Source organism: Mesorhizobium japonicum MAFF 303099 (genome assembly GCF_000009625.1).
GTDB classification, from domain to species: Bacteria; Pseudomonadota; Alphaproteobacteria; order Rhizobiales; family Rhizobiaceae; genus Mesorhizobium; species Mesorhizobium japonicum.
On record NC_002678.2, the window covers coordinates 6,526,516 to 6,548,840 of the forward strand.

Here is a 22,325-nt window from a genome sequence, read left to right on the forward strand (position 1 = left end):
CCACATCGGCGCCGAGGTCACCGATGCCGTGCAAGCCCAGAATATAAAAAGGAGAAACCAAAATGAAAGCTCGCATCAGTGTCATCACGCTTGGTGTCGACAATCTGGAAACGTCGCTCGAATTCTACCGAAACGGACTGGGATTTCCGACCGAAGGCATCATCGGCAAGGAGTTCGAGCACGGTGCCGTCGCTTTCTTCGATCTGCGGAACGGCTTGAAGTTCGCGATCTTCGAGCGCTCCAACATCGCCCGTGACGCCGGCATCGCCCAAACCCGCCGCAGCCCGACCGAATTCACCATCGGTCACAATGTCACGATCGAGGCCGAAGTCGATGCCGTGATGGCGCAGGCCATTAGCGCCGGCGCGCGCCTCGTCAAGCCGGCCCAGAAGACGTTCTGGGGTGGCTATGCCGGCTATTTCCAGGATCCGGATGACCATCTCTGGGAAGTCGTCTTCAACCCTGCCTTTCTTCCCGAGGACTGAACCCTGCAGGCATCTGGTGGGAGGGTTGGCATGCTCGCTCAAGCGGTTCAGGCGCTGGGCGCGCTTCTGATCGGCGGCGTGTTTGTATGGGCCGGCGTCGAACATTTCGTGAAGTTCAAGCCAATGACCGAGTATCTGGCTGCCCGGCAATTTCCGGCTCCGGCCTTCCTGCTCGCCGCGGGCTCAGCATTGGAGATCGTCGCCGGGTTGCTGGTTGCCGTGGGCATTGCGGTGCCTTTCGCCGCCGGCGCGCTGGTCGTGTTTACGCTGGCGGTGAACATGCTCCTGCTGCGGTTCTGGGCCTGTGAGGGCCTGGAACGGCAGACGTTGCGATCAGCCTTTCTGGTCAACTTCGCCGTTATTGGCGGATTGCTGCTTGCGGCAACCGTCTAGTCTCGTTCTGGAAACCATTGTTTCGGCAACCGCTTGACCGCCGCCAAGCGAATCCGCACAGTGCGCGCAATCGACCTTGAGAGGCTGCCATGACTCGCTTCGCCAAATCCGCACTTGCCGCCCTGATTTCGCTCTGCACCCCGCTTGCCGCGCCTCTCGGTATCACCCACGCGGCGCAAGCGGCCGACCTTGCCGTCTATTCCGATGACGATGGCGGCGTCTGCGGCCAGCCCTGGGTGCTGAGCAAGATCACCAGCCGCTTCTCCCATCAGGTGCATCACGTGCCGCATCTGCCGGACGTGCAGATCACCGATTTCCGGCGCATTCACCAGCACCGCTACCTGCCGGCCAACGACACCTGGCCGATCGGCCGCCGCTATTGCGGCGCCACTGTCAGTCTCTCCGACGGACGCGACCGGACCATCTGGTACCTGATCGAGGAAGGCCAGGGCTTTGCCTCGATCGGCGACAATGTCGAATTCTGTGTCTCGGGCTTCGACCGCTGGATGGTCTATAACGGCCGCTGCCGCGTCCTGCGCTAGACGCAGCCTTCCATTCTCGATTTTGATGTGGCGCCTGCGGCTGGATCAGCCGCAGGCGTTTTCTGTGCCGTGTTGACAGAAGGTGAGATTGGTCACATGAATATGGGACAGACCTGTCTCATCACATGGTGCGCATCATGACGCCGTCACCTGTCTCCGACAAACGCCAGCATGTCGTCGAAACCGCCTATGCGCTATTCAAGCGCGCCGGCTTCCATGCCACCGGCGTCGATCGGATCATCGCCGAGGCCGACGTGGCCAAGATGACGATGTACCGGCATTTCCCCAGCAAGGACGAGTTGATCGTCGCGGTGCTCGACTACCGCGCCAGGCGTTTTGACGATCAACTCGACAAGCTTGCCCAAAAGAGCATCACGCCGGAGCAGAAGATCGCAGAGATTTTCGACTGGCATGGGCGCTGGTTCCGCAGTCCGGATTTCCACGGCTGTCTGTTCGCGCATGCGCTGGCCGAATTCGGCGATCCCGGGCATCCGGTGTTCCAGGCTGTCGCCAGGCAGAAGAATGGCTTGAGGCAGCGCATGCGGTCGATCCTGTCGGAGGTGATGCCGCGCGGGCGGGCCGAGAACGTGGCGGCGACGCTGCTGATGCTGATCGAAGGCGCCACCCTGATGGCGCAGATGGGGCAGGCTGACACCGCCCTTCGTGAAGCCCGCAAGACCGCCCTCGACATCATCGCCGCCTCGCGCAGGCCGCAATGAGCCCGCTGGTCATCGGGCTCGCGCTTTTCGCGGCGATCCTGCACGCAAGCTGGAACGCTTTTCTGCGAACCGGCGCCGACAGGTTGTGGACAGTCACCGTCATGAGCTTCTCCGACACGGCGCTGGCCATTCCTCTCGCCATCTTCAACGGCTTTCCAGCCACGTCGGCCTGGCCCTATGTCGGGCTCTCGGCCTGCCTGCAGGTCGGCTACAGCGTGTTTCTGGTGGCTGCCTACAGATATGGCGAGTTGGGACAGGTCTACCCGATTGTTCGCGGCAGCGTGCCTCTGCTCGTCACCCTTGGCGGCTTCCTGCTCGCCGGCCAACAGCTTACCGTTCCGGAGACCGTCGGTGTTGTCCTGGTCGGTGGCGGCATCATGGGTCTGTCGCTTGGACGCGGAAGAGCCGCCACGACATCGATCCTCTATGCCCTGGCAACGGGAGCAATCATCGCCGTCTATGCGACGGTCGATGCGATCGGCGTCCGTGCGGCGGGCAATGTCGGCGCCTACACCGCCTGGGTGCTGCTCGCCTATGGAGCCCTGCTGCCGGCGACCTTCGTCGCTTGCCGCGGCCGGCTTCCTGTCGACCCGCGAGCGCCGGAAACCTGGAAGGCATTGGGCGGCGGCCTGTTCGCGCTTCTGGCCTACGGCGTCGTGGTCGCGGCTTTCGCGCTCGGGCCGGCCGGTCCGATCACCGCGATCCGCGAGACCAGTGTCGTCTTCGCGGCCTTCATCGGCCGGCTGTTTCTTGGCGAGACGCTGACGCCTCGGCGGGTTGGCGCCTGCGCCGTCGTCGCGCTCGGCGCCATCTGCCTCGGTTATCAATCGTGACGACAATGCATGCGCAGGCCGCCAACCAGGCGCGCATCCATGCTCTCGATCCAACCGCGCGCAGCCGCCTGAACGCCATCTTCATGGCGACGATGATTCTCGGCGGCGCCTGCGGCTGGGATCTCGCGGGACTTGCCTATTCGGCGTGGGCTGGAGCGGCACCTGCCTGTTCGGCGCGGCATCCGCCGCGGCCGCGCTGCTGGTGTCACGGAGGCCCTGAATTTTCAGGCTATCGCCGGCAGGCAAATCGGCTAACCTGGACACCCGAGAGCAACACATGACTTTCGGGAGCCTTCATGGACCTTGCCACCATCCTTGCTTTCGCGGCCGCCTTCTTCGTCTTTGCCGCCAGCCCAGGCCCCGACAACATGACCATCGTTGCCCGCACGATCTCCAGCGGCGCCGCGTCGGGCATCGCCTATGGCGCCGGCACGGTGGTAGGCATTCTTATCTTCCTGATGCTCGCAGCCTTCGGCCTGTCGATCGTCGCCGCCAAGATGGCGATCGTCATGACGTTGCTTCGCTATGGGGGAGCGGCCTATCTGATCTGGATGGGCGTCAAGCTCTGGACGGCCGTGCCCGTCGTGCCGGAGCTCCAGCCCGTCTCCGGCCGGCGCGGGCTGCTGACGATCTTCGCCACCGGTGTCGCGCTCAATCTCGGCAATCCGAAAATGCCGCTGTTCTATGTGGCGCTGCTGCCCAACGTCGTCGGTGCCTCGCTCACACCAGCGCATCTCGGCATCCTCGTCGCGGTGATCCTGGCTGTCGAGATTGTGGTGATCGGCGGGCATGTCCTCCTTGCCGGCCGCGCCCGCAGCCTGTTGCGCACGCCCAGGATCGTGCGCCGGGTCAACCGCGCGGCGGGGGGCGTCATGATCGGCGCCGGCGTTGCCGTGGTCGCCACGCGCTAAAGCAATTCCAGGAACAATGTGAAACGGCTTTCCCGGGAAAAGCGCATAGCGCTTCGCCTTGGAAGGCGCGCCAACGCAAAGGGTTGGAGAGTGCTCAATCGCAGCGCTATTTCCTGCGTTGCGCCGCCTCGGTCTGATCGATGATCTTGCGAAGAAAAGCGATGTGGCCGCGAAAGGCCCGCCGCCCGATCGTCGTTGCCTTGACCCGGGTCTGCGGCCGTCGCCCGACGAAAAGCTTTTCAACATCGACATAGCCCGCTCTGGCCAGCGTATCGATGTGCGCTCCGAGATTTCCATCGGTCGTTTCGATCATGGCCTTCAACTGGGTGAACTCCAGCGCCTCTCGCCTTTCCAACGTGTTCAGGATGGCCATGATCCTGAGCCGTGTGCTCTGATGGATGATGTCGTCGGCGCTCACCGATAGGCTCCACTGCGGCAAAGCCCTGGACTGTCGCTATATGGCCCGGCGATTGCGGGTCGCGGCTCCGTCAGTTGCCTCCGTGTGATCGAAATCAAATCGCCAGCTCCAGCTTCAGGCAGAATACTCTGCCTTGCAGAGTTGTCTGTCAATCTGCCGCGGGTGATGGAAGTACGCTTGACAAGGTGATCTTCAGATCGGTCGTCGCGTCGCGCTCGTTATCCGCATGGATCGTTCGCTCGTAGAAGATGATTGCTTCGATGAGGTGGCGGGTCGTGATATTCGCGGATGAAGATCGTGCGTGAAGCTGCTCGCTAATCTTCGTGGCTTCATGGCGGGTTCGCATCGAGAATGCCGGTGTGAAATCGCTGGCGATATAAGAAGATCAGCAGCCGATTTTTGCGATGATGAGTGCGATCGTGTATCGATCTCAACCAAAATTTAAGCTGAGAAAATCATACCATTGCTTCGCTGGCTAGCGAGCCGCGAGTCAGATATGCATTGCGCGCCGGGGTCATTCACGGCCAACGGCACAACGTGAAGGGGCATGACATGGCTAAGCAGTCATCTAAAGCGCCGGCATCCAAGGTACCGGCAAAGAAAGCACCCGCAAAGGCAGTCGCGGCGAAGGCCGCAACAGCAGTGAAGAAAGCAGCGCCTGCGAAGGCGGCGGCAAAGCCCGCGGCCAAGGCAGCACCGGCCAAGAAGCCGGCGGCGGCCAAGGCTGCGGCAAAGCCCGCAGTGAAGAAAGCAGCGCCCGCCAAGGCCGCGGCAAAGCCGGCGGCTAAGGCAGCACCTGCGAAGAAGCCTGCGGCCAAGGCAGCGGCAAAACCCGCGGCCAAGAAAGCAGCGCCCGCCAAGGCCGCGGCAAAGCCCGCCGCGAAGGCAGCGGCAAAGCCGGCAGCGAAAGCAGCGGCAAAGCCGGCCGCGAAGGCAGCAGCGGCCGCGACGAAGCCCGCGGTGAAGAAAGCCGCCGCGCCGAAGGCCAAGGCAGCGCCTGCGAAGGCGAAGGCTCCGGCCAAGAAGTAGACCGGTCGTTGGGGCGTCGCGTATCCGCAAGGACGCTCTGACGCTCTGGATCGAAGCTGTCCGGCAGCGGGTTCAGCCCTGAGGGCTGAACATCGGGGATGGGACCTAGGGGGCAAGCAAAGCGAGGCGCCGGTTGGCTGCCTCGCTCGCCCTTTGGATTGTCTGCTTTGCCGCGGCCGGCGAAGGCCCGGGTGCGATGCCTGGGTTCGTGAGATGCGAATGCAGGTTTGAATCCCGTCAACCTGCCGTCGTCGCTCGCTCGTGGTTCCAGCGTACCAGTCTGCAGGCTTGTCCGTGATGTCTGGAGCGGAAACCGCAAGCGGTTTCTGGCTGCTGTTTTTTCGCGCTCTGGCGGTTGATCGCAAGCGCCTGTCCAGTCGACACTGGGCGCCTGCAAACAGGAAGCCGATCATGCCGAAGCTGCTCTATGCGTCCACCTCTCCCTACAGCTCCAAGGTAAGGATGGCCGCGGCCTATGCCGGGGTCGCGATCGATCTGGTGCCGGTTAAGACCGAGGACAAGCCGGCCGAACTGATCGGCGCCAATCCGCTCGGCAAGATCCCGGTGCTGGTGCTCGACGATGGCCGATCTATTCACGACAGCCGCGCCATCACCCAGCACCTCAACCGGATTTCGAAGAACGCGTTGTTCCCGCGCAATCCCGACAAGCGGCTGGAAGCGGAAGTGCTGGAGGCGCTGGCCGACGGTATCTGCGATTGCGCGCTGTCGATGGTTTATGAGCGCCGCACCCGGCCCGACGAGATGGTCTATCAGCCCTGGCTCGACCGGCAATGGGCGAAGATCACCGCCGCGCTCGATCTGCTCAACGCCAACCCGCCGAAACTGCCGAAGAAGATCACCGCCGGTCAGATGGCGCTGCGCGCCTGCCTTGGCTATCTCGCACTGCGCTTTGCCGGAAAATGGGAGAAGGGCCGTGGCCGGCTGACCCGCTGGGCGGCGCGTTTCGACGAAAAATTCCCAGAGCTGAAGCCGGCGGTGCCGGCGTAACGTAACGCGTTCAACGTTGGCGATTGGCGAAGGCCAGCGTGACAGCGCGCACCTCACTCTCCACCTTGAACCGCTGCCTGCTTCCGTGCTTGCCTGTAGCCACACAATTGCGGAGTGTCGAGCATCGCGAAGTCCGTCACCAAAACCAGCGTGGCCTCCGATCCCATGGTCGAGCGCCTGCGCGCCGCCCTTGGTCAGCGCGCCTTCACCGAACAGAAGATGTTCGGCGGCACCTGCTTCATGCTCAACGGCAACATGCTGATCGGAACCTCGAAGCGCGGGCTGTTGGTCCGCGTCGGCAAGGCCGCGCATGCAGAGGCGGCCTTGCGTCCCCATGCGCGACCGATGGAGATGGGCGGGCGTTCGATGGAGGGCTACGTCCATGTCGCGCCGGAAGGCACAATGACTGAAACGGATCTCGCAGGTTGGCTCGATCGCGCGCTGACCTTCGTCGAGACGCTGCCGCCGAAATCGAAGCCAGCCAAGGTCGCAAAGCGGCGTGCGTGAGCCGGTCGCCCAGCCGATTTTCTCGCGGGGCGAAGTCGCTCGACCCGTTGCCGTCGATCCCGACCCCGTGACAGTTTCCAGGAAAGGCCATCGGTCCAACCGAGTGCTGAAACGCTCTGAGGTCCGGGCGAGGCGCCGAGACGGCAGCGAAGCCCGCGCTTGCAGGTTCGCCATGCAGTTTTCAAGCCTAGAAGCGTGCAACGGCTATTTTGCGGCTTCTCCTGCCCCACAAGGGGAGAAGGGTCGGGGGAGTACAGGCAATAAAAAAGCCGGGCGCGAGGCCCGGCTTTTTCGTGTCGTGGCTTGAACGACTTAGAACTTCATACCGACGCCGAAGGTGACGCGGTTGTCGGTGGCCTTGACCTTGCCGATACCGTCGAAGCTCTTGCTGCCGAAGTCGGTATAGCGATACTCGACACGGCCGAAGACGTTGTCGGTCAGCTTGATGTCGGTGCCGACGCCGGCGGTCCAGCCGAGCATCGTGGCGCGGTCGCTGACGCCGAGGACGGTGTCTTCCACCTTCAGGCTTCTGCCGGCGAGACCGCCGGTGCCATAGAGCAGGATTTCCGGGGTCACGGCGTAGCCGAGACGGGCACGCAGCGAGCCTTCGAAGCCGGCCTTGGAATTGATGCCGTTATCGTCGCCCTTGACGCCGTTGTAGCCGAGTTCGGCTTCACCGCCGTACACGAAGTTCTCCTGCTGCCACTGATAGCCGCCGAAGACGCTGCCGACGAAACCCTTGGTGTCGGTCGAAACGTCGAAATCCTTCTCCTTGGTACGGCCGCTGAAGCCGTAGCCAACGTTAAGACCAGCATAGGGGCCGGCCCAGGATGCGACAGGCAGTTCGGCAACCGGTGCGGGTGCCGGGGGCTCTTCCTGGACGACGTCTGCGGCATAGGCAGTACCACCGAGGGCGAAGAGCCCGAGCGCAACGGCCAGCGGCCGTGCGAATTTGAGATTGGCTTGCATTGTTCTTTACTCCTTAAGCCACAGGACACAGGCTTGTTTCTCACGATCGCCATCAACCCGTCCGGGGGGTGAAACGGATCTGGCGTTCGTCGGTTCCAAATGTCGTGTCAAAATGCGGCTGAAGCGAACCTGAACTTGGGTCATTACCCGGCGCGAATGAGGCGGAACCTTGACGTTGCATCTTCGCAACAGCGAAATGTCAGCAGCCATTTCATGCTGCGCTGCACACCGCTTGGTGCAAGGAGTCCAGCGTCCTATATTGCTTCCGGCGGTTCCGACTCCGAGACGAGTCGGCATGCCGAACCGGGCGTTTCGCCACAATGCTGCCCCAAGTGCGAATGCCGTTTAACGCATGCCGGGCCATATTTCGTCGGCGTCGTGTTTTCGGGCCGAAATTGAGGATTGACAGCAGATGAGCAAAGCCACTGCCGCGGCCCTGGTGACGGGCGGGGCGAAACGGATCGGCAAGGCAATTGTCGAAGACCTCGCCGGCCATGGTTTTGCCGTCGCCATCCACGCCAATCGCTCGCAGGGCGAGGCGGATGCCTTGGCGGCGGGGATCAACCAGTCTGGCGGCCGCGCCACCGTGGTTGGGGCGGACTTGACCGACACGAATGCTGTCGCCGGCCTCGTTGGTCAGGCGGAGGCCGCGTTGGGGCCGATCTCGCTGCTGGTCAACAATGCTTCGCTTTTCGTCGATGATTCGATCGAGGATTTCGATTGGCAGGCCTGGGACCGCCACTTTGCCATCCACGTGAAAACGCCGGCGCTGTTGGCGCGGAATTTCGCCCGCGCCTTGCCCGAAGGGCGCGAGGGGCTGATCGTCAACATCATCGATCAGCGCGTCTGGCGCCCGACGCCACGCTACTTCTCCTACGCGCTGTCGAAGTCGGCTTTGTGGACCCAGACGCAGATGCTGGCGCAGGCGCTCGGCCCGCGCATTCGTGTCAACGCGATCGGTCCTGGCCCGACACTGAAGAATGTGCGCCAGGACGATTCCGATTTTGACGCACAGCTCGCTGGCCTGATCCTGAAGCGCGGCCCGGAATTGCCGGAATTCGGCGCCACCATCCGCTATCTCTGGGATGCGCGCTCGGTCACCGGTCAGATGATCGCGCTCGATGGCGGCCAGCATCTTGCATGGCAGACGCCCGATGTGACAGGCATGACGGAATGAGTCCTTTAGACCAAAAGAACAAGCCGCGTGGCGGGGCCGATGACCTGCCTCCCGAAATCGACCTTGAGGATGAGGCGCTGGAGGAGATCGTCGAACCGACAGGTCCGGATGTCGCCTTCACGGCCATCGACTGGACGCCGCATGCCGGGGATGCCGAAGGCATGGTCGGCGCCGAGGTGATCCAGACCTTGGTCAAGCGGCTGCCCAACGCGCCCGGCGTCTACCGCATGATGAACGCCGCAGGCGACGTGCTCTATGTCGGCAAGGCGCGCAGCCTGAAGAAGCGCGTCACTAACTACGCGCAAGGCCGGTTCCACACCAACCGTATCGGCCGCATGGTGCGCGAGACGTCGACGATGGAATTCGTCGTCACCCGCACCGAGATCGAGGCGCTGCTGCTCGAAGCCAATCTTATCAAGCGCCTGCGGCCGCGATTCAACGTGCTGATGCGCGACGACAAGTCGTTCCCCTATATCCTTTTGACTGGCGACCATGTCTCGCCCGGCATCTACAAGCATCGTGGCGCGCGGTCGCGAAAGGGCGATTATTTCGGCCCCTTTGCCTCGGCCGGCGCCGTCGGCCGCACCATCAATTCGCTGCAGCGCGCCTTCCTGCTGCGCAGCTGCACCAACTCGTTCTACGAAAACCGCACCCGGCCATGCCTGCTCTATCAGATCAAGCGCTGCGCCGGCCCCTGCACCGGCGAAATCTCGCATGAGGGCTATGCCGAACTGGTCGCCGAGGCGAAGGATTTTTTGTCCGGCCGCAGCCAGAAGGTGAAGACCGAGATTTCGGCCGCCATGCAGCAGGCCTCCGAGGACCTCGATTTCGAACGTGCCGCCATCTATCGCGACCGGCTGGCCGCCCTGTCGCATGTGCAGAGCCATCAGGGCATCAATCCCGCGACCGTCGACGAGGCCGATGTCTTCGCCATCCATCAGGAAGGCGGCCAGGTCTGCATCCAGGTGTTCTTCTTCCGCACTGGCCAGAACTGGGGCAACCGCGCCTATTTCCCGAAAGCCGATCCGGCCCTGGAAGCGGCCGAGGTATTGGGCTCGTTCCTGGCGCAGTTCTACGACGACAAGCCGACGCCGCGGAACATTCTGCTGTCGCGCGGCGTCGAGGACCAGGAATTGCTGGGCGAGGCGCTGTCCACCCGCGCTGGCCGCAAGGTTACGATCTCTGTGCCGCAGCGCGGCGAGAAGAAGGACCTGACCGACAATGCCTTGCAGAACGCCCGTGAGGCGTTGGGCCGCAGGCTGGCCGAAACCTCGACGCAAGGACGGTTGCTTGCCGGTTTCGCCGAGACCTTCGGCCTGGCCAAGCCACCGGTGCGCATCGAGGTCTACGACAACTCGCACATCATGGGTACCAATGCCGTCGGCGCCATGGTTGTCGCGGGGCCGGAAGGGTTTGTGAAAAACCAGTACCGGAAATTCAACATCCGCTCGACCGAGATCACGCCGGGCGACGATTTCGGCATGATGCGCGAGGTGATGGAGCGGCGCTTTTCGCGACTGCTCAAGGAGCATGGCGATGTCGCGCCCAACGACGCGGCCTCGGCGGAAGCGGGTGATGATATCGAAGACGACATCTCCGGCAGCTTCCCAGCCTGGCCCGACGTCATCTTGATCGATGGCGGCCAGGGCCAGATGACGGCGGTGCGCAAGATTCTCGCCGATCTCGGCATTGAGGACCGCGTCGTGGCGATCGGCATCGCCAAGGGCCAGGACCGCGATGCCGGCCGCGAGCGCTTTTTCGTCAAGGGCAGGGATTCTTTTTCGCTGCCGGTGCGCGACCCTGTTCTCTATTTCGTCCAGCGGCTGCGCGACGAGGTCCATCGCTTCGCCATCGGCTCGCACCGGGCGCGGCGCAAGAAGGAGATGGTCAAGAGCCCGCTCGACGAGATCGCCGGCATCGGCCCCGGCCGCAAGCGGGCGCTGCTGCTGGCATTCGGCACCGCCAAGGCCGTCAGCCGTGCCGCGATCGAGGATCTGAGGAAAGTCGACGGTATTTCCGAACAGGTCGCCAAACTGGTCTACAATCATTTCCACGAAAGTTGAAAATTCGGCACTTTCCGCTGGTCAGTCGAATCTGGCCTGTTGACCCCCTACATTGGCTTCTGATTTGAGTACGCAGGCAGAAAGAGTCCACCAGACATGGCCCAGCGCGCGTTCAACCTGCCCAACATGCTGACCTACGCCCGCATCATCGCGGTGCCGCTGGTGGTGCTGTGCTTTTTTCTCGAAGGTCATCTGAAATCGAGCGACTTCGCCCGCTGGTCGGCGCTGGTCATTTTCCTGCTGGCGTCCGTCACCGATTATTTCGACGGCTATTTTGCGCGCGCCTGGCAGCAAACCTCCAACATCGGCAAGATGCTCGACCCGATCGCCGACAAGCTACTGGTCGCGACCTGCCTTTTGCTGCTGGCGGCCGACACCGATCGCCATGCCGGCATTGCCGGCTGGTCGCTGTGGGCGGCCATCATCATCCTGTGCCGCGAGATCCTGGTTTCTGGCCTGCGCGAATATCTGGCGGCGCTCAAGGTCTCGGTGCCGGTGACGCAGCTTGCCAAGTGGAAGACCACTATCCAGATGGTCGCCATCGCCTTCCTGCTGGCGGGACCGGCCGGCGACAAGATCTTCCCGCTGACGACGCAGACCGGCCTCGTTTTGCTGTGGATAGCCGCACTCGTCACGCTCTACACCGGCTACGACTATTTCCGCGCCGGCCTCAAGCACATCATGGACGAGTGAAATGACGACCCGCCTCATCTATTTTGCCTGGGTGCGCGAACGGATCGGCACGTCAGAGGAAGACGTCGAATTGCCCGCCGACATCGAGACCGTCGCCGACCTCTTGCGCTGGCTGCAATCGCGCGGCGAGGGCTACGAACATGCGCTGCAATATCCCGACGTGATCCGCGTTGCCATCAACCAAGAACATGTCGACCACCGCGAAAAGATAGCGGGCGCGCGCGAGATCGCGCTGTTCCCGCCGATGACCGGAGGCTGACACCCATGTCGGCCGTCCTGGCGCCGACCGTGCGCATCCAGCGCCAGGATTTCGACGTCGCCGCCGAGATCGCTGCGCTGACCCAAGGCCGCGCGGACGTTGGCGCGGTGGTTTCTTTCTCCGGCCTCTGCCGCGATGAGCAGGGCGCGCTCTCGGCACTGGAGCTCGAACATTATCCCGGCATGGCGGAGGCCGAGATCGGCCGTATCGCCGCCGAGGCGGTTGAGCGCTGGCCGCTGCAAGGCCTCACCGTCATCCACCGCCATGGCAAGATTCGTCCGGGCGAAAACATCGTGCTGGTGGTGGCCGCCTCGGCCCATCGCCAAGCCGCGTTCGAGGCGGCGAACTTTCTCATGGATTACCTCAAATCGCGCGCGCCCTTCTGGAAGAAGGAGCATCGCACCGATGGTTCCGAAGGTGGCTGGGTCGAGGCCAAGGAAACCGACACCCAGGCGGCAAAGCGCTGGAAGTCATCGTCCGAATAAATCCCGTCGCAGCCATGTATTGACCGCAATCCTTTGGCCAATTGCGTGAGGTTGATCAGCCCAGGGCATCGGCGGCCAGGGCACTGGCAGCCCGGGCACTGGCAGCCTGGGGCAAGGGAGGTGGTCATGCTGAGCAGGCTCGCGGAGTTCTTCGTCTTCGGTTTCGTGCCTCTGGTCGTCAGCGTCCTGGCGGTGCCGGAACTGTCCGTGGCCGCTGAAAAGGCGGTGAGGGGCGAGGTGATCTATCGCGAGCGCATCGCCCTGCCGCCCAGCGCCGTGCTTTCGGTCCAGCTTGCCGATGTCTCGCTGGCCGATGCACCGGCCAAGATCATCGGCGAGCAGACTATCAAGCCGGCTGGCCAGGTGCCGATCAGCTTCGAGATCAAATTCGATCCGTCGGTGATCCGGTCGCAGATGACCTATGCGCTGCAGGCGCGGATCACCGTTGACGGCAAGTTGATGTTCATTTCCGATGTGCGCCATCAGCTCGACCCGCTGACCGACACGCCGCAGACCATCATGCTGAAGATGGTGGCGTCAGGTACCGAGCCGACGGCCTCCGTCTTTGGTCAGCTCTGGGTGGTCGATTATGTCGATGGCATCGGCGCCATCACCGCGCCGCAGGCGACGTTCAGGGTCAGCGAGGCCGGCAAGGCCGGCGGCAGCGGCCCCTGCAACACTTATTTCGCCACCGCGAAAATCGATGGCCAGGCGATTGCGATCAGCGACATCGGCTCGACCTACAAGGCCTGCGCGCCTGAGGCGATGGCCGAGGAAAAGGCCTTGTTCGATGCTTTGGCCAAGGCGGCGTCCTACAAGGTCGATGCCGGCAAGCTCACCATATCGGACAAGAACGGCCGCGAAATCCTGCGCTTCAGCGCCGCGAGCTGATCGCCAAATGAAAAGGCCGGCGAAGCGCCGGCCTTTTCCACATCAGACTTGATGATATCGGCTCAGCCGACGATCTCGGTGTCCGAGAACCAGTACTTGATCTCCTGCGCCGCGGTTTCCGGCGCGTCGGAGCCGTGCACCGAATTCTCGCCGATCGACAGCGCGTGCACTTTGCGGATGGTGCCTTCGGCGGCGTTGGCCGGGTTGGTGGCGCCCATCACTTCGCGGTTCCTGGCAATGGCGTTCTCGCCTTCCAGCACCTGGACGATCGTCGGAGCCGACGACATGAACTCGACCAGTTCGCCGAAGAAAGGGCGGTCCTTGTGGACGGCGTAGAAACCTTCCGCCTCACGGCGGCTCATCCAGACGCGGCGCGAAGCGATGACGCGCAGGCCGGCGTCTTCCAGCATCTTGGTGATGGCGCCGGTGAGGTTGCGCCGGGTAGCGTCCGGCTTGATCATGGAAAAGGTGCGTTCGAGCGCCATGGGTCGTCCTTGTCTGAGAATGGAATTGAGAGTGGCGGGCTCTATACAAGCCGCCCGGCCCATTGCCAAGGGGTGAGGAGCGGTCCGCGAAGCGAACGCCCGGAGCGCGAGCAGGGAGACGACATCAGATGGCTGCACAGCAACATTTTGCTTGCTATAGTCACGTGTCGGCGCCGCGCTGAAGTCGGCCCGAATGGAGACAACATGACCATGGCAGACGATCGTCAGGAGCGCATTCGCAACCGCGCACATCAGATCTGGCAGGAAGAGGGGCAGCCGGCCGGTCACCACGAACGCCATTGGCACCAGGCGGCAGCCGACATCGCTCGGGAGGATGCGGGCAAGCCGGCGGCCAAGAAGCCGGCCAAGAAGGCAGCCGGCGTCAGTAAGGCCAAAGCCGCTCCCAAGGAAGAAAAAGCTGCCGCGAAAGCCAGCAAACCGAAGACCAGCAAGCCAAAGAAGGCGGCCAAGTAGGTAGGCCCGCTATCCCGCCGCTGATTTTCGCCACGGATTGACGGCGCGCCAACCTGCCATGCGGGCAGGGCAGGCGCTTGCGGCCGTCAGGCCGCCGCGGCAACCTTTCGTCCCAGCCCGCCATGCAGATCGAGGCAGCGGGCGAACCATTGCGCCACGACGTCGCTGTCTTCAAGCAGCTGGTAGGGCGTTGCGATGCGTGCCCATTGCAGCGCGCCGAAGACGATATAGTCCGCAAACAGCGGCGCAGCGCCGCCGATGAAAGGCTGATAACCCAGCGTCGAACGCAGCGGCTCGAGCGAAGCCCGAAACGCCGCCAGGCCGGCATCGCGCGCCGCGACGACATCTTCCAACTGCCTACCGAAGCGCTGCTCCCGGCTCTGTCGGAAATACACGGCGTTCTCGTCGTCCTGCATGCCATGGAGGTCGATGAGTGCTGCGGTGGTGACGTAGGGGTGGATGGTCAATTGCGACCAGCGCTCGATGAAGCGCGCCATCGTCTTGCCGCCTTCGCCGCCAAACAGCGTCGGCCGGTCCGGATAGGCGTCCTCGAGATAGAGCGCGATGGCGAAGGAATCGATGACGACCTTGTCGCCGTCGCGGATCACCGGAACGGTTTTCGAAGCGCCGCCCTCGATGGTGGGCACCTCGAGAAAACGCGTCGGCGCGGTCGAGATATCAAGCCCCTTGTGGGCCAGCGCCATCGTCGCCTTCCAGCAATGCGGACTGAACGGACGGCTCGCGTCACGCCCGACGAGCTCATAAAGCAGAATGGTCATTGGCGCGGGTCTCTTTGCGGTCTAGGTATCGCTCGCGACACCCCGAAACGGGGGGGCGGGAGAAAAGATGAAACAGCACTTCATGATGTTTGCGGCGTATAATCAATGGGCCAATGGCCGCATCTATGATGCCGCCGCGGACCTCGATGACGAGGAATTCAATCGCGATGTCGGCGCCTTCTTCGGCTCGCTGATGGGCACCCTCAACCATCTGCTTGCCGCCGATCGCATCTGGATGAAGCGCTTCACCGGCGAGGGCGACGCGCCGACGGCACTGGACGCCATACTGCATCGGGCCTTTCCCAAGCTGAGGACGGCGCGCGAGGCGGAGGACCGGCGGATCATCGACTGGCTTTCCGGCTTGAGCGACAAGGCGCTGTCGGGCCGCTTCACCTATATGACGCTGTCGGATATGCGCACCGTCTCGCAGCGCCTTGCGCCTGCGCTGGCGCATGTCTTCAACGACCAGACCCATCATCGCGGCCAGGCGCATATGATCCTGACGGTTCTGGGCCGTCCTTCCGTGCTGCTCGATCTGGCGCATTTCCAGCGTACCGAAGAGGGCAGGGCTTTCGCCTGATCCAGGTAAGCGGCCCGCGCCGACTATCGCCGCATCTTCTGCAGAAGCATGGCCTTCACGTCAGGCCATTCGGCAATTTCAGACAGCTTCGGTAGCCAGGTCGCGGATTTCACTGTCCAATTGGCGTTGCGTCAAAGCCGCTTCCGCCATGACCCATTGTTTGAACAGCAGAACCTTGCGTGCGGCAAGGCACTTGTGGGGAGACACGAAATACCAGCCGGCGCTATTGGGATGGTGGACGGCAAAGGGAGCGACCAGCTTTTCGGCGCGAATGTCGCTGGCCATATAGGCACGGTTGGCCACGGCAAAGCCCATTCCTGCATTGGCCGCCTCGTAGGACATCATGCACGAGTCGAAATAGATGCTTTTGGTTTCGCTGAGCACGAAGCTGGCGCCGGCGAAACCAAGCCAGGATTGCCAGTTCTGGGTGCAGGTGTCGGAATGCAGAAGCGTGAAGTGCCTGAGATCGTCCGGCTCCACCTTGGACACCGGCTTGTCGCCGAGAACCTCATGGAACAATTTGCGGCTGCACACCGGTGTCAGGTCTTCCCGAAACAGCAGATCGGATGGCAGCCCGTTGAAATGGCCGTCGCCATAGCGGATTTCGAGGTCGAAATCGGAGGTCGAGAACTCATGCGTCGCGTAGGAGGTCGAAACCCGCATCACGATATCGGGATATCGCCGCTGGAACTCCGGCAGGCGCGGAAACAGCCAGCGCGCGGCGAAGGTCGGCAGCACGGATATCTTCAGCACATGTTCCTGCGATTGTCCGGTCGCTTCCATGCTAGCGGCGACGATCCGCTCCAGCGCCTCGCGAACGCGCGAGACATAGGTCTCGCCTTCCGGCGTCAGCGACACCGCATTGCCGCCGCGCTGGAAAATCTTGAAGCGCAGCTGGTCTTCCAGGCTCTTGACGCGCTGGCTGACCGCTGAAGCGGTGATGAACTGTTCCTCGCCGGCTCGCGTGAAATTCCCGTGGCGCGCAGCACTCTCCACGATTTTCAGCGAATTGAGGTTGACCTGACTGAGCAAACGCACGGGCTTCGACCTTAAGCTGGGCTTACACTAGCACCAGCATTCCTAATTTTACAGGGGGGGCTAATTCAATCGACTGTTAACTAAGTGTTTGCCCCCCACTTGGAGAAGTACAATGAACGCACATACCATACCCGAACTGCGCTATGCGATGAGCCGTGAGGCCATTATCGGCCACGAAACCGCCTGGAAAGTGTCGAGTTTCGGCGTTGCACAGTATCTGCATGGCTATGACCCGGCACTGCTCGCCGCAATCGAGGAGGCCGCGCTGAAGCTCAAGGACAGTCATGCCGTGCACAAGCACCTCGACCTGACCTTCATCACCGGCGCCGACCGTTTCATCCCCGAAATCAAGGAGTTGCTGCACGACAAGCTGCGCCTGGAGCGGCTGTCCGACATGATGGGCACGAAGCTGGAGCCCTATCCGCTGTCGATCGTCGGTTCGACCGTCACCTTCATGAATCCCAGGGACGGCGCCGTCGAATGGCATTGCGACGGCGTTCCGGTCACCGAGCTTATTCCTTTGTCGATCAGCAATCCGCTGGTCGGGGGCCATCTCGAAATCTATTGCGACGATTCCGAGACCGGCCGCGCCATCCTCGAATCCGGCCGCGAGATCCCGCGCAACCGCATCATGCGCATCGATCACAAGATGAACTACGCGACACTCGGACAGTTTCTTGGCGTGCTGCATCGCACCGCCCCGATCCAGTACGGCGAGCGCGTCACCCTGGTGCTCAACCAGCGTTCGGTGGCCAAGCCCTATGTCGACGACAACCGCATGTTCTATCTCGCCGCCGACAATGATCACGACCGCGAGTGGGTCAACGAATTGGCCGAAGATGTCTGGACCAACCAGTTGCCGGCCTATCGCCGGTTCGAGGCGGAGCATCCGACGCCCGCTCCGGCCTCCGAAACACAGGTTTCGGGCGGAGCCAGGGGATCATGGTAGTCAACCATGATCCCGAGAAGTGGGAGCCGGTCTTCGGACGAGATCATGGTCCAACACAGGGATAGAGCCCCAGGCCGATTGTTTCGGCATGGATCAAGTTCGATATCCGCGCTTGTCTTTGCTGCCGGCGCGGTGGCTTTGTGGTCGACCAATGCCTTGGTCGGCAAATCCCTGCTGGCAACCCATCCGGTATCGCAAGTGCAGTTCCTGCAATTTGCGGGAGCTGCACTGGTCTTCGCCTTGATCCGGTTCATGAGCCGTGAGGCGGCTCCATCGGTCGCGCCCCGGGCCGCGGTCGCAGCGCTTGCCGTCGGCATCATCGGTCTGGTCGGCACCATGGTGCTGCAATACATCGCCTTCGCCTCGATGCCGGTGATCGAAGCCAATCTCGTGGCCTACACCTGGCCCTTGATGGTCGCCGCGGCGGTGATCGCCTTCGACAATCCCCGGCGTCCGGCCTTGCTGGGTCTTGCCGCGGTCCTTGGGTTTGTCGGCGTCGCGCTGGTGATTTCGGGAGGGCGTGAGAACAACTGGTTCCAAGGCGATCTCGTCGGCTATTTCGCCGCATTCGGGTCTGCGCTGTGCATGGCGTTCTATTCGGTGATGGTGGGACGGCTCGCCACTTCGCCCGATCGCCTGCTGCTACCTTCATCGCTGGTCGGCGTCGCCTTGGCGCTTCTATGGTCCGCTGGCGAAGGCGTCGCCTGGCCCGCCGGCATGGATCTGGCCCTCGGGCTCTATCTCGGCGCCGGCCCGATGGGGCTGGGTTATTACTTCTGGTCGCGCGCCTTGAAGCTTGAAGGCAGCGGCAAGGTCGCGGTCGTCGCCTATCTCACGCCGATTGCGTCGACATTGCTGCTGACGCTGTCCGGGGAACAGTTGACGACGACCGCCATTGCCGGCGCTGTCCTCGTCATCGGCAGTTGTATCGCGGTCGGTCTGGAGCGCTCGGAGGCGCAAGACTATGTTTGACGACAATGAACGTCTCGCTAGGCAGGAAGCGCATTGGCTGATCAAGGAATTTGGCGCCGAGGCACCGCTTTACGCGGCGATGAAGGCTGAAAAGGCGATTGAGCAGAAGGATTTCGGGCGCTGTGCCCGTTGGCGGCGTATTCTTGAGATATTGGCGGATGCCCGGACGACCAAGTCTGCCGCTTCCAAGTATTAGATTTTCTAATTTGCGCGGCGTCGATTTCCCATAAAAATAGTTGACGCCAAGTCTTGATTCGTTTTGGCGCTTGGCGACCCGCTGGGGGACGCGGTTAAAGAGATACATCGACGAAAGTCTTCGCTGGGGTGGATGACTTTCTCGCAAATAGGATGAAAGAATTGTCAAATATCGAGGATAAGACCGTTATAGAGCTAACGGCCGATATTGTCTCGGCTTATGTCGGCAACAATCCACTCCCGGCTTCTGGCCTGCCTGACCTGATTGCCAGCGTCAGTGCATCGGTTCGGAAGCTGGCTGGCGCGGTCGTCGTGGAAAGCCCGAGCCTGGTTCCGGCCGTCAACCCGAAAAAGTCGGTGTTTCCCGACTACATCATCTGCCTGGAGGACGGAAAGAAGTTCAAGTCGCTCAAGCGACACCTCAGGACAGACTATGGTTTGAGCCCGGACGACTATCGGGCCAAATGGGGCCTGCCACCGGATTACCCGATGGTTGCCCCGAATTACTCGGCGACCCGGTCGGCGCTGGCAAAGTCGACAGGGCTTGGCCGCAAACCGGCAGCAGCGCCGGCCGCCGTGGCAAAGAAAGGCAAGGCAAAGGCCTGAGCGGGCGGCCTCCTGAAAGGCCCGGTCGCTTTGTTCTGCGCAAGTCGCAGCACGATTGCCTGGTGCAATCGTGCTGCCGTGTCGATGTGAGCGGCGCAATTTGGGTGCCGCGTTCTAAAGAAAAAAATCTGGAGCAGTTCACCGTTTAAGTGAAACATGAACTGCTGCAATGCTTATTTTGAAGCAAAGGGAAAGCGCAGTGCGCTTGTTCTGGACAAGATGTTCACGCTTTTCCTGGAATTGCTCGGTGGATCGAAACCTTTAGATCGCAATCAACATTGCCGCGCGTCCCTACGACCACGATGATGTAGTCGCCGTCCTTGGGAAGGGCGCCGCTCCATTTGGTGACGCCCGCACCGGTGCCGGCTATTGTTGGGCCTTGTACATCGATGCCGCTGTCGCCTTTCTGGTGGTGGCGCCGGGTAGGTAGATGGAGAAAACGCCGTTGTTCTCCACCGAACTGAGTATGATCTCGGCTTTTTTGCCCGGCCCTTGCGCCAAATGAGTAGGTGGCACTCGCCCCTCGCTCTACACCGTCGCTGATGGTGGCGCTGGACTTGCCTGCGGGAAAATGGATCGGCGTCGCGGATAATCGTCTGCATTCTGCCCATGTGTCGCGCTCGCGCCGACGACGATGGTAACTGAAAGCAAAGTTGAGACAACGCTGTTCTTGGTCAACACTCGATCTCTCCCGTTTAGTCGGTACTAAAATTATATCAACACGAATAGAAATAGTATAAATTCCTCAGGCCGGTATCTTCAATATCCGTTCCGGCGGTCTTGCGATCGGCGACTTGGCAATCAAAGTCCGAGCGACGCCATTTGATGCCCCCGGGTTGATGCCGGAGGGCGCTGCCGCTGCCGCCCGTTTTCACGCGATCGGGCCAACTGGCCCGCAAGGCCTTGCGAAGCGTCGATGTCCGGTGCAAAAGCGCGGCCATGCTGATCATCAACGACCTTTCGCTCCGCATGGCCGGGCGCCTGCTTCTCGACCACGCCTCGCTGACCTTGCCGGCCGGCACCAAGGCCGGCCTTGTCGGTCGCAACGGCACCGGCAAGACGACGCTGTTCAAGGCCATCACGGGAGATTTTCCCTCCGAGACCGGTTCGATCAGCCTGCCGAAGAACACGCGTATCGGCCAGGTGGCGCAGGAAGCGCCCGGAACCGAGGAGCCGCTGATCGAGATCGTGCTCAAGGCCGACGTCGAACGCACGGCGCTGCTCGAAGAGGAAAAGACGGCCACCGATCCGCACCGCATCGCCGACATCCACATGCGGCTGGCCGACATCGACGCGCATTCGGCCGAGTCCCGCGCGGCCACCATCCTGGCCGGCCTCGGCTTCGATGACGCGGCGCAAGGCCGGCCGGCCTCGTCCTTCTCCGGCGGCTGGCGGATGCGCGTGGCATTGGCGGCCGTGCTGTTTTCAGAGCCGGACCTTCTGCTGCTCGACGAGCCGACCAACTATCTCGATCTCGAAGGCACGTTGTGGCTGGAAAACTACGTGTCGAAATACCCGCACACCGTGCTTCTGATCTCGCACGATCGCGACCTGCTCAACCGGGCCGTCAACTCGATCGTTCACCTCGACCAGAAGAAGCTGACCTTCTGGCGCGGCGGCTACGATCAGTTCGAGCGCCAGTACACCGAGCAGAAGGAATTGCAGGAAAAGGGCCGCGTCAAACAGGAAGCCGCCCGCAAGCACATGGAGTCCTTCGTCGAGCGTTTTCGCGCCAAGGCGTCCAAGGCCAGACAGGCACAGTCACGCATCAAGGCCCTGGAAAAGATGAAGCCGATCGCGGCCATCGTGAACGATTCGGTGCGGCCGTTTTCATTTCCGGAACCGGTGAAGACCGTGGCCTCGCCGATCGTAGCGCTGAACAACGTCAATGTCGGCTACACCGAAGGCCAGCCGATCCTCAAGAAGATGACGCTGCGCATCGACGCCGACGACCGCATCGCGCTGCTCGGCGCCAACGGCAACGGCAAGTCGACTTTCGCCAAATTGCTATCCGGCCGGCTGAAGCAGGAGAGCGGCACAATGACGGTGGCGCCGGGGCTGAAGGTGGCGATCTTCGCCCAGCATCAGCTCGACGATCTGCGCCCGGAGGAAAACGCCTATGAGCATGTCCGCCGGCTGATGCCGGAGGCGCCGGAATCCAAGGTGCGCGGCCGCGTCGCCCAGTTCGGTCTGACGACCGAGAAGATGAATACGCCCGCCAAGGACCTGTCCGGTGGCGAGAAGGCGCGGCTGTTGATGGGTCTGTCGGCCTTCGAGGGGCCGAACCTGTTCATCCTAGACGAACCGACCAACCATCTAGATATCGACAGCCGTGAATCGCTGATCCATGCGCTCAACGAATTTCCCGGCGCCGTCATTCTGATCTCGCACGACCGGCATCTCTTGGAGGCGACCGCCGATCGGCTGTGGCTGGTCAAGGACGGCGCGGTCAACCCGTATGACGGCGATCTTGAGGACTACAAGACGCTGGTCACTGGCGTGTCCGGCGATCGCCGTGGTAAGCGCGAGGCGGACAAGGCGTCCAAGGCCGACCGCCGCCGCGATGCGGCCGCGCGCCGTGCCGCCTTCGAACCGCTGGCCAAGGAAATCCGCGCCACCGAGGCTCTGATGGACCGCATCCGCAAGCGCATTGACGGCATCGAGGACGAACTGGCCAATCCGGCGATTTACGAAAAGGATCCCTCGACCGCGACCAGGCTAGCCAAGGAGCGCTCGCAGCTAGCCCAGACGCTGGCCGGCCATGAGGAAAAATGGCTGACCATGTCGGCCGAATACGAGGAAGGCACGGCGGAGTAGGAGAGCGTTCTTTCCTTCTTTCCCTTGGGGGAGAAGGGAAGGCGCTAT

General features: G+C 62.3%; 28 protein-coding genes. 22 read left to right on the forward strand and 6 right to left on the reverse strand.

Annotated elements, in window-relative coordinates:
* Nucleotides 1–62 precede the first annotated feature (62 nt).
* The 6 genes from MAFF_RS32090 (at nucleotide 63) to MAFF_RS32120 (ending at nucleotide 3,883) form a co-directional block, all read left to right on the forward strand.
* A complete protein-coding gene (locus MAFF_RS32090; RefSeq protein WP_010915200.1) occupies nucleotides 63–485 on the forward strand; it encodes a VOC family protein in 423 nt (140 codons plus the stop codon).
* Nucleotides 486–515: 30 nt separating this feature from the next.
* Nucleotides 516–878 (forward strand): DoxX family protein, encoded by a 363-nt coding sequence (locus MAFF_RS32095; protein ID WP_010915201.1) that lies wholly within the window; start codon nucleotides 516–518, stop codon nucleotides 876–878.
* Between the two features lie 89 nt (nucleotides 879–967).
* The gene (locus tag MAFF_RS32100) at nucleotides 968–1,420 is read left to right on the forward strand and encodes a hypothetical protein (protein ID WP_010915202.1); all 453 of its coding nucleotides are present in this window, start codon (nucleotides 968–970) and stop codon (nucleotides 1,418–1,420) included.
* A gap of 137 nt (nucleotides 1,421–1,557) precedes the next feature.
* Nucleotides 1,558–2,139 carry a TetR/AcrR family transcriptional regulator gene (locus MAFF_RS32105; protein ID WP_010915203.1) on the forward strand — a complete coding sequence of 194 codons (582 nt, stop codon included), beginning with the start codon at nucleotides 1,558–1,560 and terminating at the stop codon, nucleotides 2,137–2,139.
* On the forward strand, nucleotides 2,136–2,972 hold the full coding sequence (locus MAFF_RS32110; RefSeq protein WP_010915204.1) for a DMT family transporter: 837 nt from the start codon (nucleotides 2,136–2,138) through the stop codon (nucleotides 2,970–2,972). The genes MAFF_RS32105 and MAFF_RS32110 overlap by 4 nt, the downstream gene beginning before the upstream one ends.
* Before the next feature lie 296 nt (nucleotides 2,973–3,268).
* On the forward strand, nucleotides 3,269–3,883 hold the full coding sequence (locus tag MAFF_RS32120; protein ID WP_010915205.1) for a LysE family translocator: 615 nt from the start codon (nucleotides 3,269–3,271) through the stop codon (nucleotides 3,881–3,883).
* 106 nt (nucleotides 3,884–3,989) lie between these two features.
* On the opposite strand, the gene MAFF_RS32125 is transcribed toward MAFF_RS32120, so the two are convergent.
* Nucleotides 3,990–4,301 carry a transcriptional regulator gene (locus tag MAFF_RS32125; RefSeq protein ID WP_010915206.1) on the reverse strand — a complete coding sequence of 104 codons (312 nt, stop codon included), beginning with the start codon at nucleotides 4,299–4,301 and terminating at the stop codon, nucleotides 3,990–3,992.
* A gap of 642 nt (nucleotides 4,302–4,943) precedes the next feature.
* Between MAFF_RS32125 and MAFF_RS38470 the strand changes: the two genes are divergently transcribed.
* From MAFF_RS38470 to MAFF_RS32145, 3 genes are all read left to right on the forward strand, one after another.
* Entirely contained in the window at nucleotides 4,944–5,330 is a 387-nt protein-coding gene (locus MAFF_RS38470; protein ID WP_176478091.1) for a hypothetical protein, read from the forward strand.
* A gap of 411 nt (nucleotides 5,331–5,741) precedes the next feature.
* Nucleotides 5,742–6,338, forward strand: a complete 597-nt coding sequence (locus tag MAFF_RS32140; protein ID WP_032933252.1) for a glutathione S-transferase — start codon at nucleotides 5,742–5,744, stop codon at nucleotides 6,336–6,338.
* A gap of 114 nt (nucleotides 6,339–6,452) precedes the next feature.
* Nucleotides 6,453–6,845: a TfoX/Sxy family protein gene (locus tag MAFF_RS32145; protein ID WP_010915209.1), complete on the forward strand. Its 393-nt coding sequence runs from the start codon at nucleotides 6,453–6,455 to the stop codon at nucleotides 6,843–6,845.
* A 312-nt stretch (nucleotides 6,846–7,157) separates the two neighbouring features.
* On the opposite strand, the gene MAFF_RS32150 is transcribed toward MAFF_RS32145, so the two are convergent.
* Nucleotides 7,158–7,814, reverse strand: coding sequence for an outer membrane protein (locus MAFF_RS32150; RefSeq protein ID WP_010915210.1), 657 nt, complete (start codon nucleotides 7,812–7,814; stop codon nucleotides 7,158–7,160).
* Between the two features lie 412 nt (nucleotides 7,815–8,226).
* Between MAFF_RS32150 and MAFF_RS32155 the strand changes: the two genes are divergently transcribed.
* From MAFF_RS32155 to MAFF_RS32180, 6 genes are all read left to right on the forward strand, one after another.
* Nucleotides 8,227–8,991, forward strand: coding sequence for an SDR family oxidoreductase (locus MAFF_RS32155; protein ID WP_010915211.1), 765 nt, complete (start codon nucleotides 8,227–8,229; stop codon nucleotides 8,989–8,991).
* Nucleotides 8,988–11,054 (forward strand): excinuclease ABC subunit UvrC, encoded by a 2,067-nt coding sequence (uvrC, locus tag MAFF_RS32160; protein ID WP_010915212.1) that lies wholly within the window; start codon nucleotides 8,988–8,990, stop codon nucleotides 11,052–11,054. The genes MAFF_RS32155 and uvrC overlap by 4 nt, the downstream gene beginning before the upstream one ends.
* 96 nt (nucleotides 11,055–11,150) lie before the next feature.
* Entirely contained in the window at nucleotides 11,151–11,747 is a 597-nt protein-coding gene (gene pgsA, locus MAFF_RS32165; protein ID WP_010915213.1) for a CDP-diacylglycerol--glycerol-3-phosphate 3-phosphatidyltransferase, read from the forward strand.
* A gap of 1 nt (nucleotide 11,748) precedes the next feature.
* Complete coding sequence (gene moaD, locus MAFF_RS32170; protein WP_010915214.1) at nucleotides 11,749–12,006, forward strand: molybdopterin converting factor subunit 1; 258 nt, start codon at nucleotides 11,749–11,751, stop codon at nucleotides 12,004–12,006.
* A gap of 5 nt (nucleotides 12,007–12,011) precedes the next feature.
* On the forward strand, nucleotides 12,012–12,491 hold the full coding sequence (locus MAFF_RS32175; protein ID WP_010915215.1) for a molybdenum cofactor biosynthesis protein MoaE: 480 nt from the start codon (nucleotides 12,012–12,014) through the stop codon (nucleotides 12,489–12,491).
* A 126-nt stretch (nucleotides 12,492–12,617) separates the two neighbouring features.
* Nucleotides 12,618–13,382, forward strand: coding sequence for a YbaY family lipoprotein (locus tag MAFF_RS32180; protein WP_044549911.1), 765 nt, complete (start codon nucleotides 12,618–12,620; stop codon nucleotides 13,380–13,382).
* Nucleotides 13,383–13,444: 62 nt separating this feature from the next.
* Here the strand turns inward: MAFF_RS32180 and ndk are convergent, their stop codons facing one another.
* A complete protein-coding gene (gene ndk / locus MAFF_RS32185) occupies nucleotides 13,445–13,867 on the reverse strand; it encodes a nucleoside-diphosphate kinase (protein ID WP_010915217.1) in 423 nt (140 codons plus the stop codon).
* Nucleotides 13,868–14,071: 204 nt separating this feature from the next.
* Between ndk and MAFF_RS32190 the strand changes: the two genes are divergently transcribed.
* Nucleotides 14,072–14,341, forward strand: a complete 270-nt coding sequence (locus MAFF_RS32190) for a DUF2934 domain-containing protein (protein ID WP_080511985.1) — start codon at nucleotides 14,072–14,074, stop codon at nucleotides 14,339–14,341.
* A gap of 86 nt (nucleotides 14,342–14,427) precedes the next feature.
* Here the strand turns inward: MAFF_RS32190 and MAFF_RS32195 are convergent, their stop codons facing one another.
* Nucleotides 14,428–15,120: a glutathione S-transferase family protein gene (locus MAFF_RS32195; protein ID WP_010915218.1), complete on the reverse strand. Its 693-nt coding sequence runs from the start codon at nucleotides 15,118–15,120 to the stop codon at nucleotides 14,428–14,430.
* A gap of 67 nt (nucleotides 15,121–15,187) precedes the next feature.
* Here MAFF_RS32195 and MAFF_RS32200 point away from each other — a divergent pair, with 67 nt between their 5' ends.
* The gene (locus tag MAFF_RS32200; RefSeq protein ID WP_010915219.1) at nucleotides 15,188–15,700 is read left to right on the forward strand and encodes a DinB family protein; all 513 of its coding nucleotides are present in this window, start codon (nucleotides 15,188–15,190) and stop codon (nucleotides 15,698–15,700) included.
* A 78-nt stretch (nucleotides 15,701–15,778) separates the two neighbouring features.
* On the opposite strand, the gene MAFF_RS32205 is transcribed toward MAFF_RS32200, so the two are convergent.
* Nucleotides 15,779–16,738: a LysR substrate-binding domain-containing protein gene (locus MAFF_RS32205; RefSeq protein ID WP_010915220.1), complete on the reverse strand. Its 960-nt coding sequence runs from the start codon at nucleotides 16,736–16,738 to the stop codon at nucleotides 15,779–15,781.
* Between the two features lie 112 nt (nucleotides 16,739–16,850).
* Between MAFF_RS32205 and MAFF_RS39835 the strand changes: the two genes are divergently transcribed.
* The 4 genes from MAFF_RS39835 to MAFF_RS32225 all read left to right on the forward strand — a co-directional run bounded on the left by MAFF_RS39835 (nucleotide 16,851) and on the right by MAFF_RS32225 (nucleotide 19,460).
* Entirely contained in the window at nucleotides 16,851–17,687 is an 837-nt protein-coding gene (locus tag MAFF_RS39835; RefSeq protein WP_010915221.1) for a hypothetical protein, read from the forward strand.
* Nucleotides 17,688–17,732: 45 nt separating this feature from the next.
* Complete coding sequence (locus tag MAFF_RS32215; protein WP_010915222.1) at nucleotides 17,733–18,659, forward strand: DMT family transporter; 927 nt, start codon at nucleotides 17,733–17,735, stop codon at nucleotides 18,657–18,659.
* Complete coding sequence (locus MAFF_RS32220) at nucleotides 18,652–18,855, forward strand: hypothetical protein (RefSeq protein WP_010915223.1); 204 nt, start codon at nucleotides 18,652–18,654, stop codon at nucleotides 18,853–18,855. The genes MAFF_RS32215 and MAFF_RS32220 overlap by 8 nt, the downstream gene beginning before the upstream one ends.
* Nucleotides 18,856–19,007: 152 nt before the next feature.
* Nucleotides 19,008–19,460, forward strand: coding sequence for a MucR family transcriptional regulator (locus MAFF_RS32225; protein WP_010915224.1), 453 nt, complete (start codon nucleotides 19,008–19,010; stop codon nucleotides 19,458–19,460).
* A gap of 716 nt (nucleotides 19,461–20,176) precedes the next feature.
* On the opposite strand, the gene MAFF_RS32230 is transcribed toward MAFF_RS32225, so the two are convergent.
* The gene (locus MAFF_RS32230) at nucleotides 20,177–20,413 is read right to left on the reverse strand and encodes a hypothetical protein (RefSeq protein WP_157866110.1); all 237 of its coding nucleotides are present in this window, start codon (nucleotides 20,411–20,413) and stop codon (nucleotides 20,177–20,179) included.
* On the opposite strand from MAFF_RS32230, the gene MAFF_RS32235 reads away from it, so the two are divergent.
* The gene (locus MAFF_RS32235; protein WP_010915227.1) at nucleotides 20,400–22,277 is read left to right on the forward strand and encodes an ABC-F family ATP-binding cassette domain-containing protein; all 1,878 of its coding nucleotides are present in this window, start codon (nucleotides 20,400–20,402) and stop codon (nucleotides 22,275–22,277) included. The genes MAFF_RS32230 and MAFF_RS32235 overlap by 14 nt on opposite strands.
* Nucleotides 22,278–22,325: the final 48 nt, after the last annotated feature.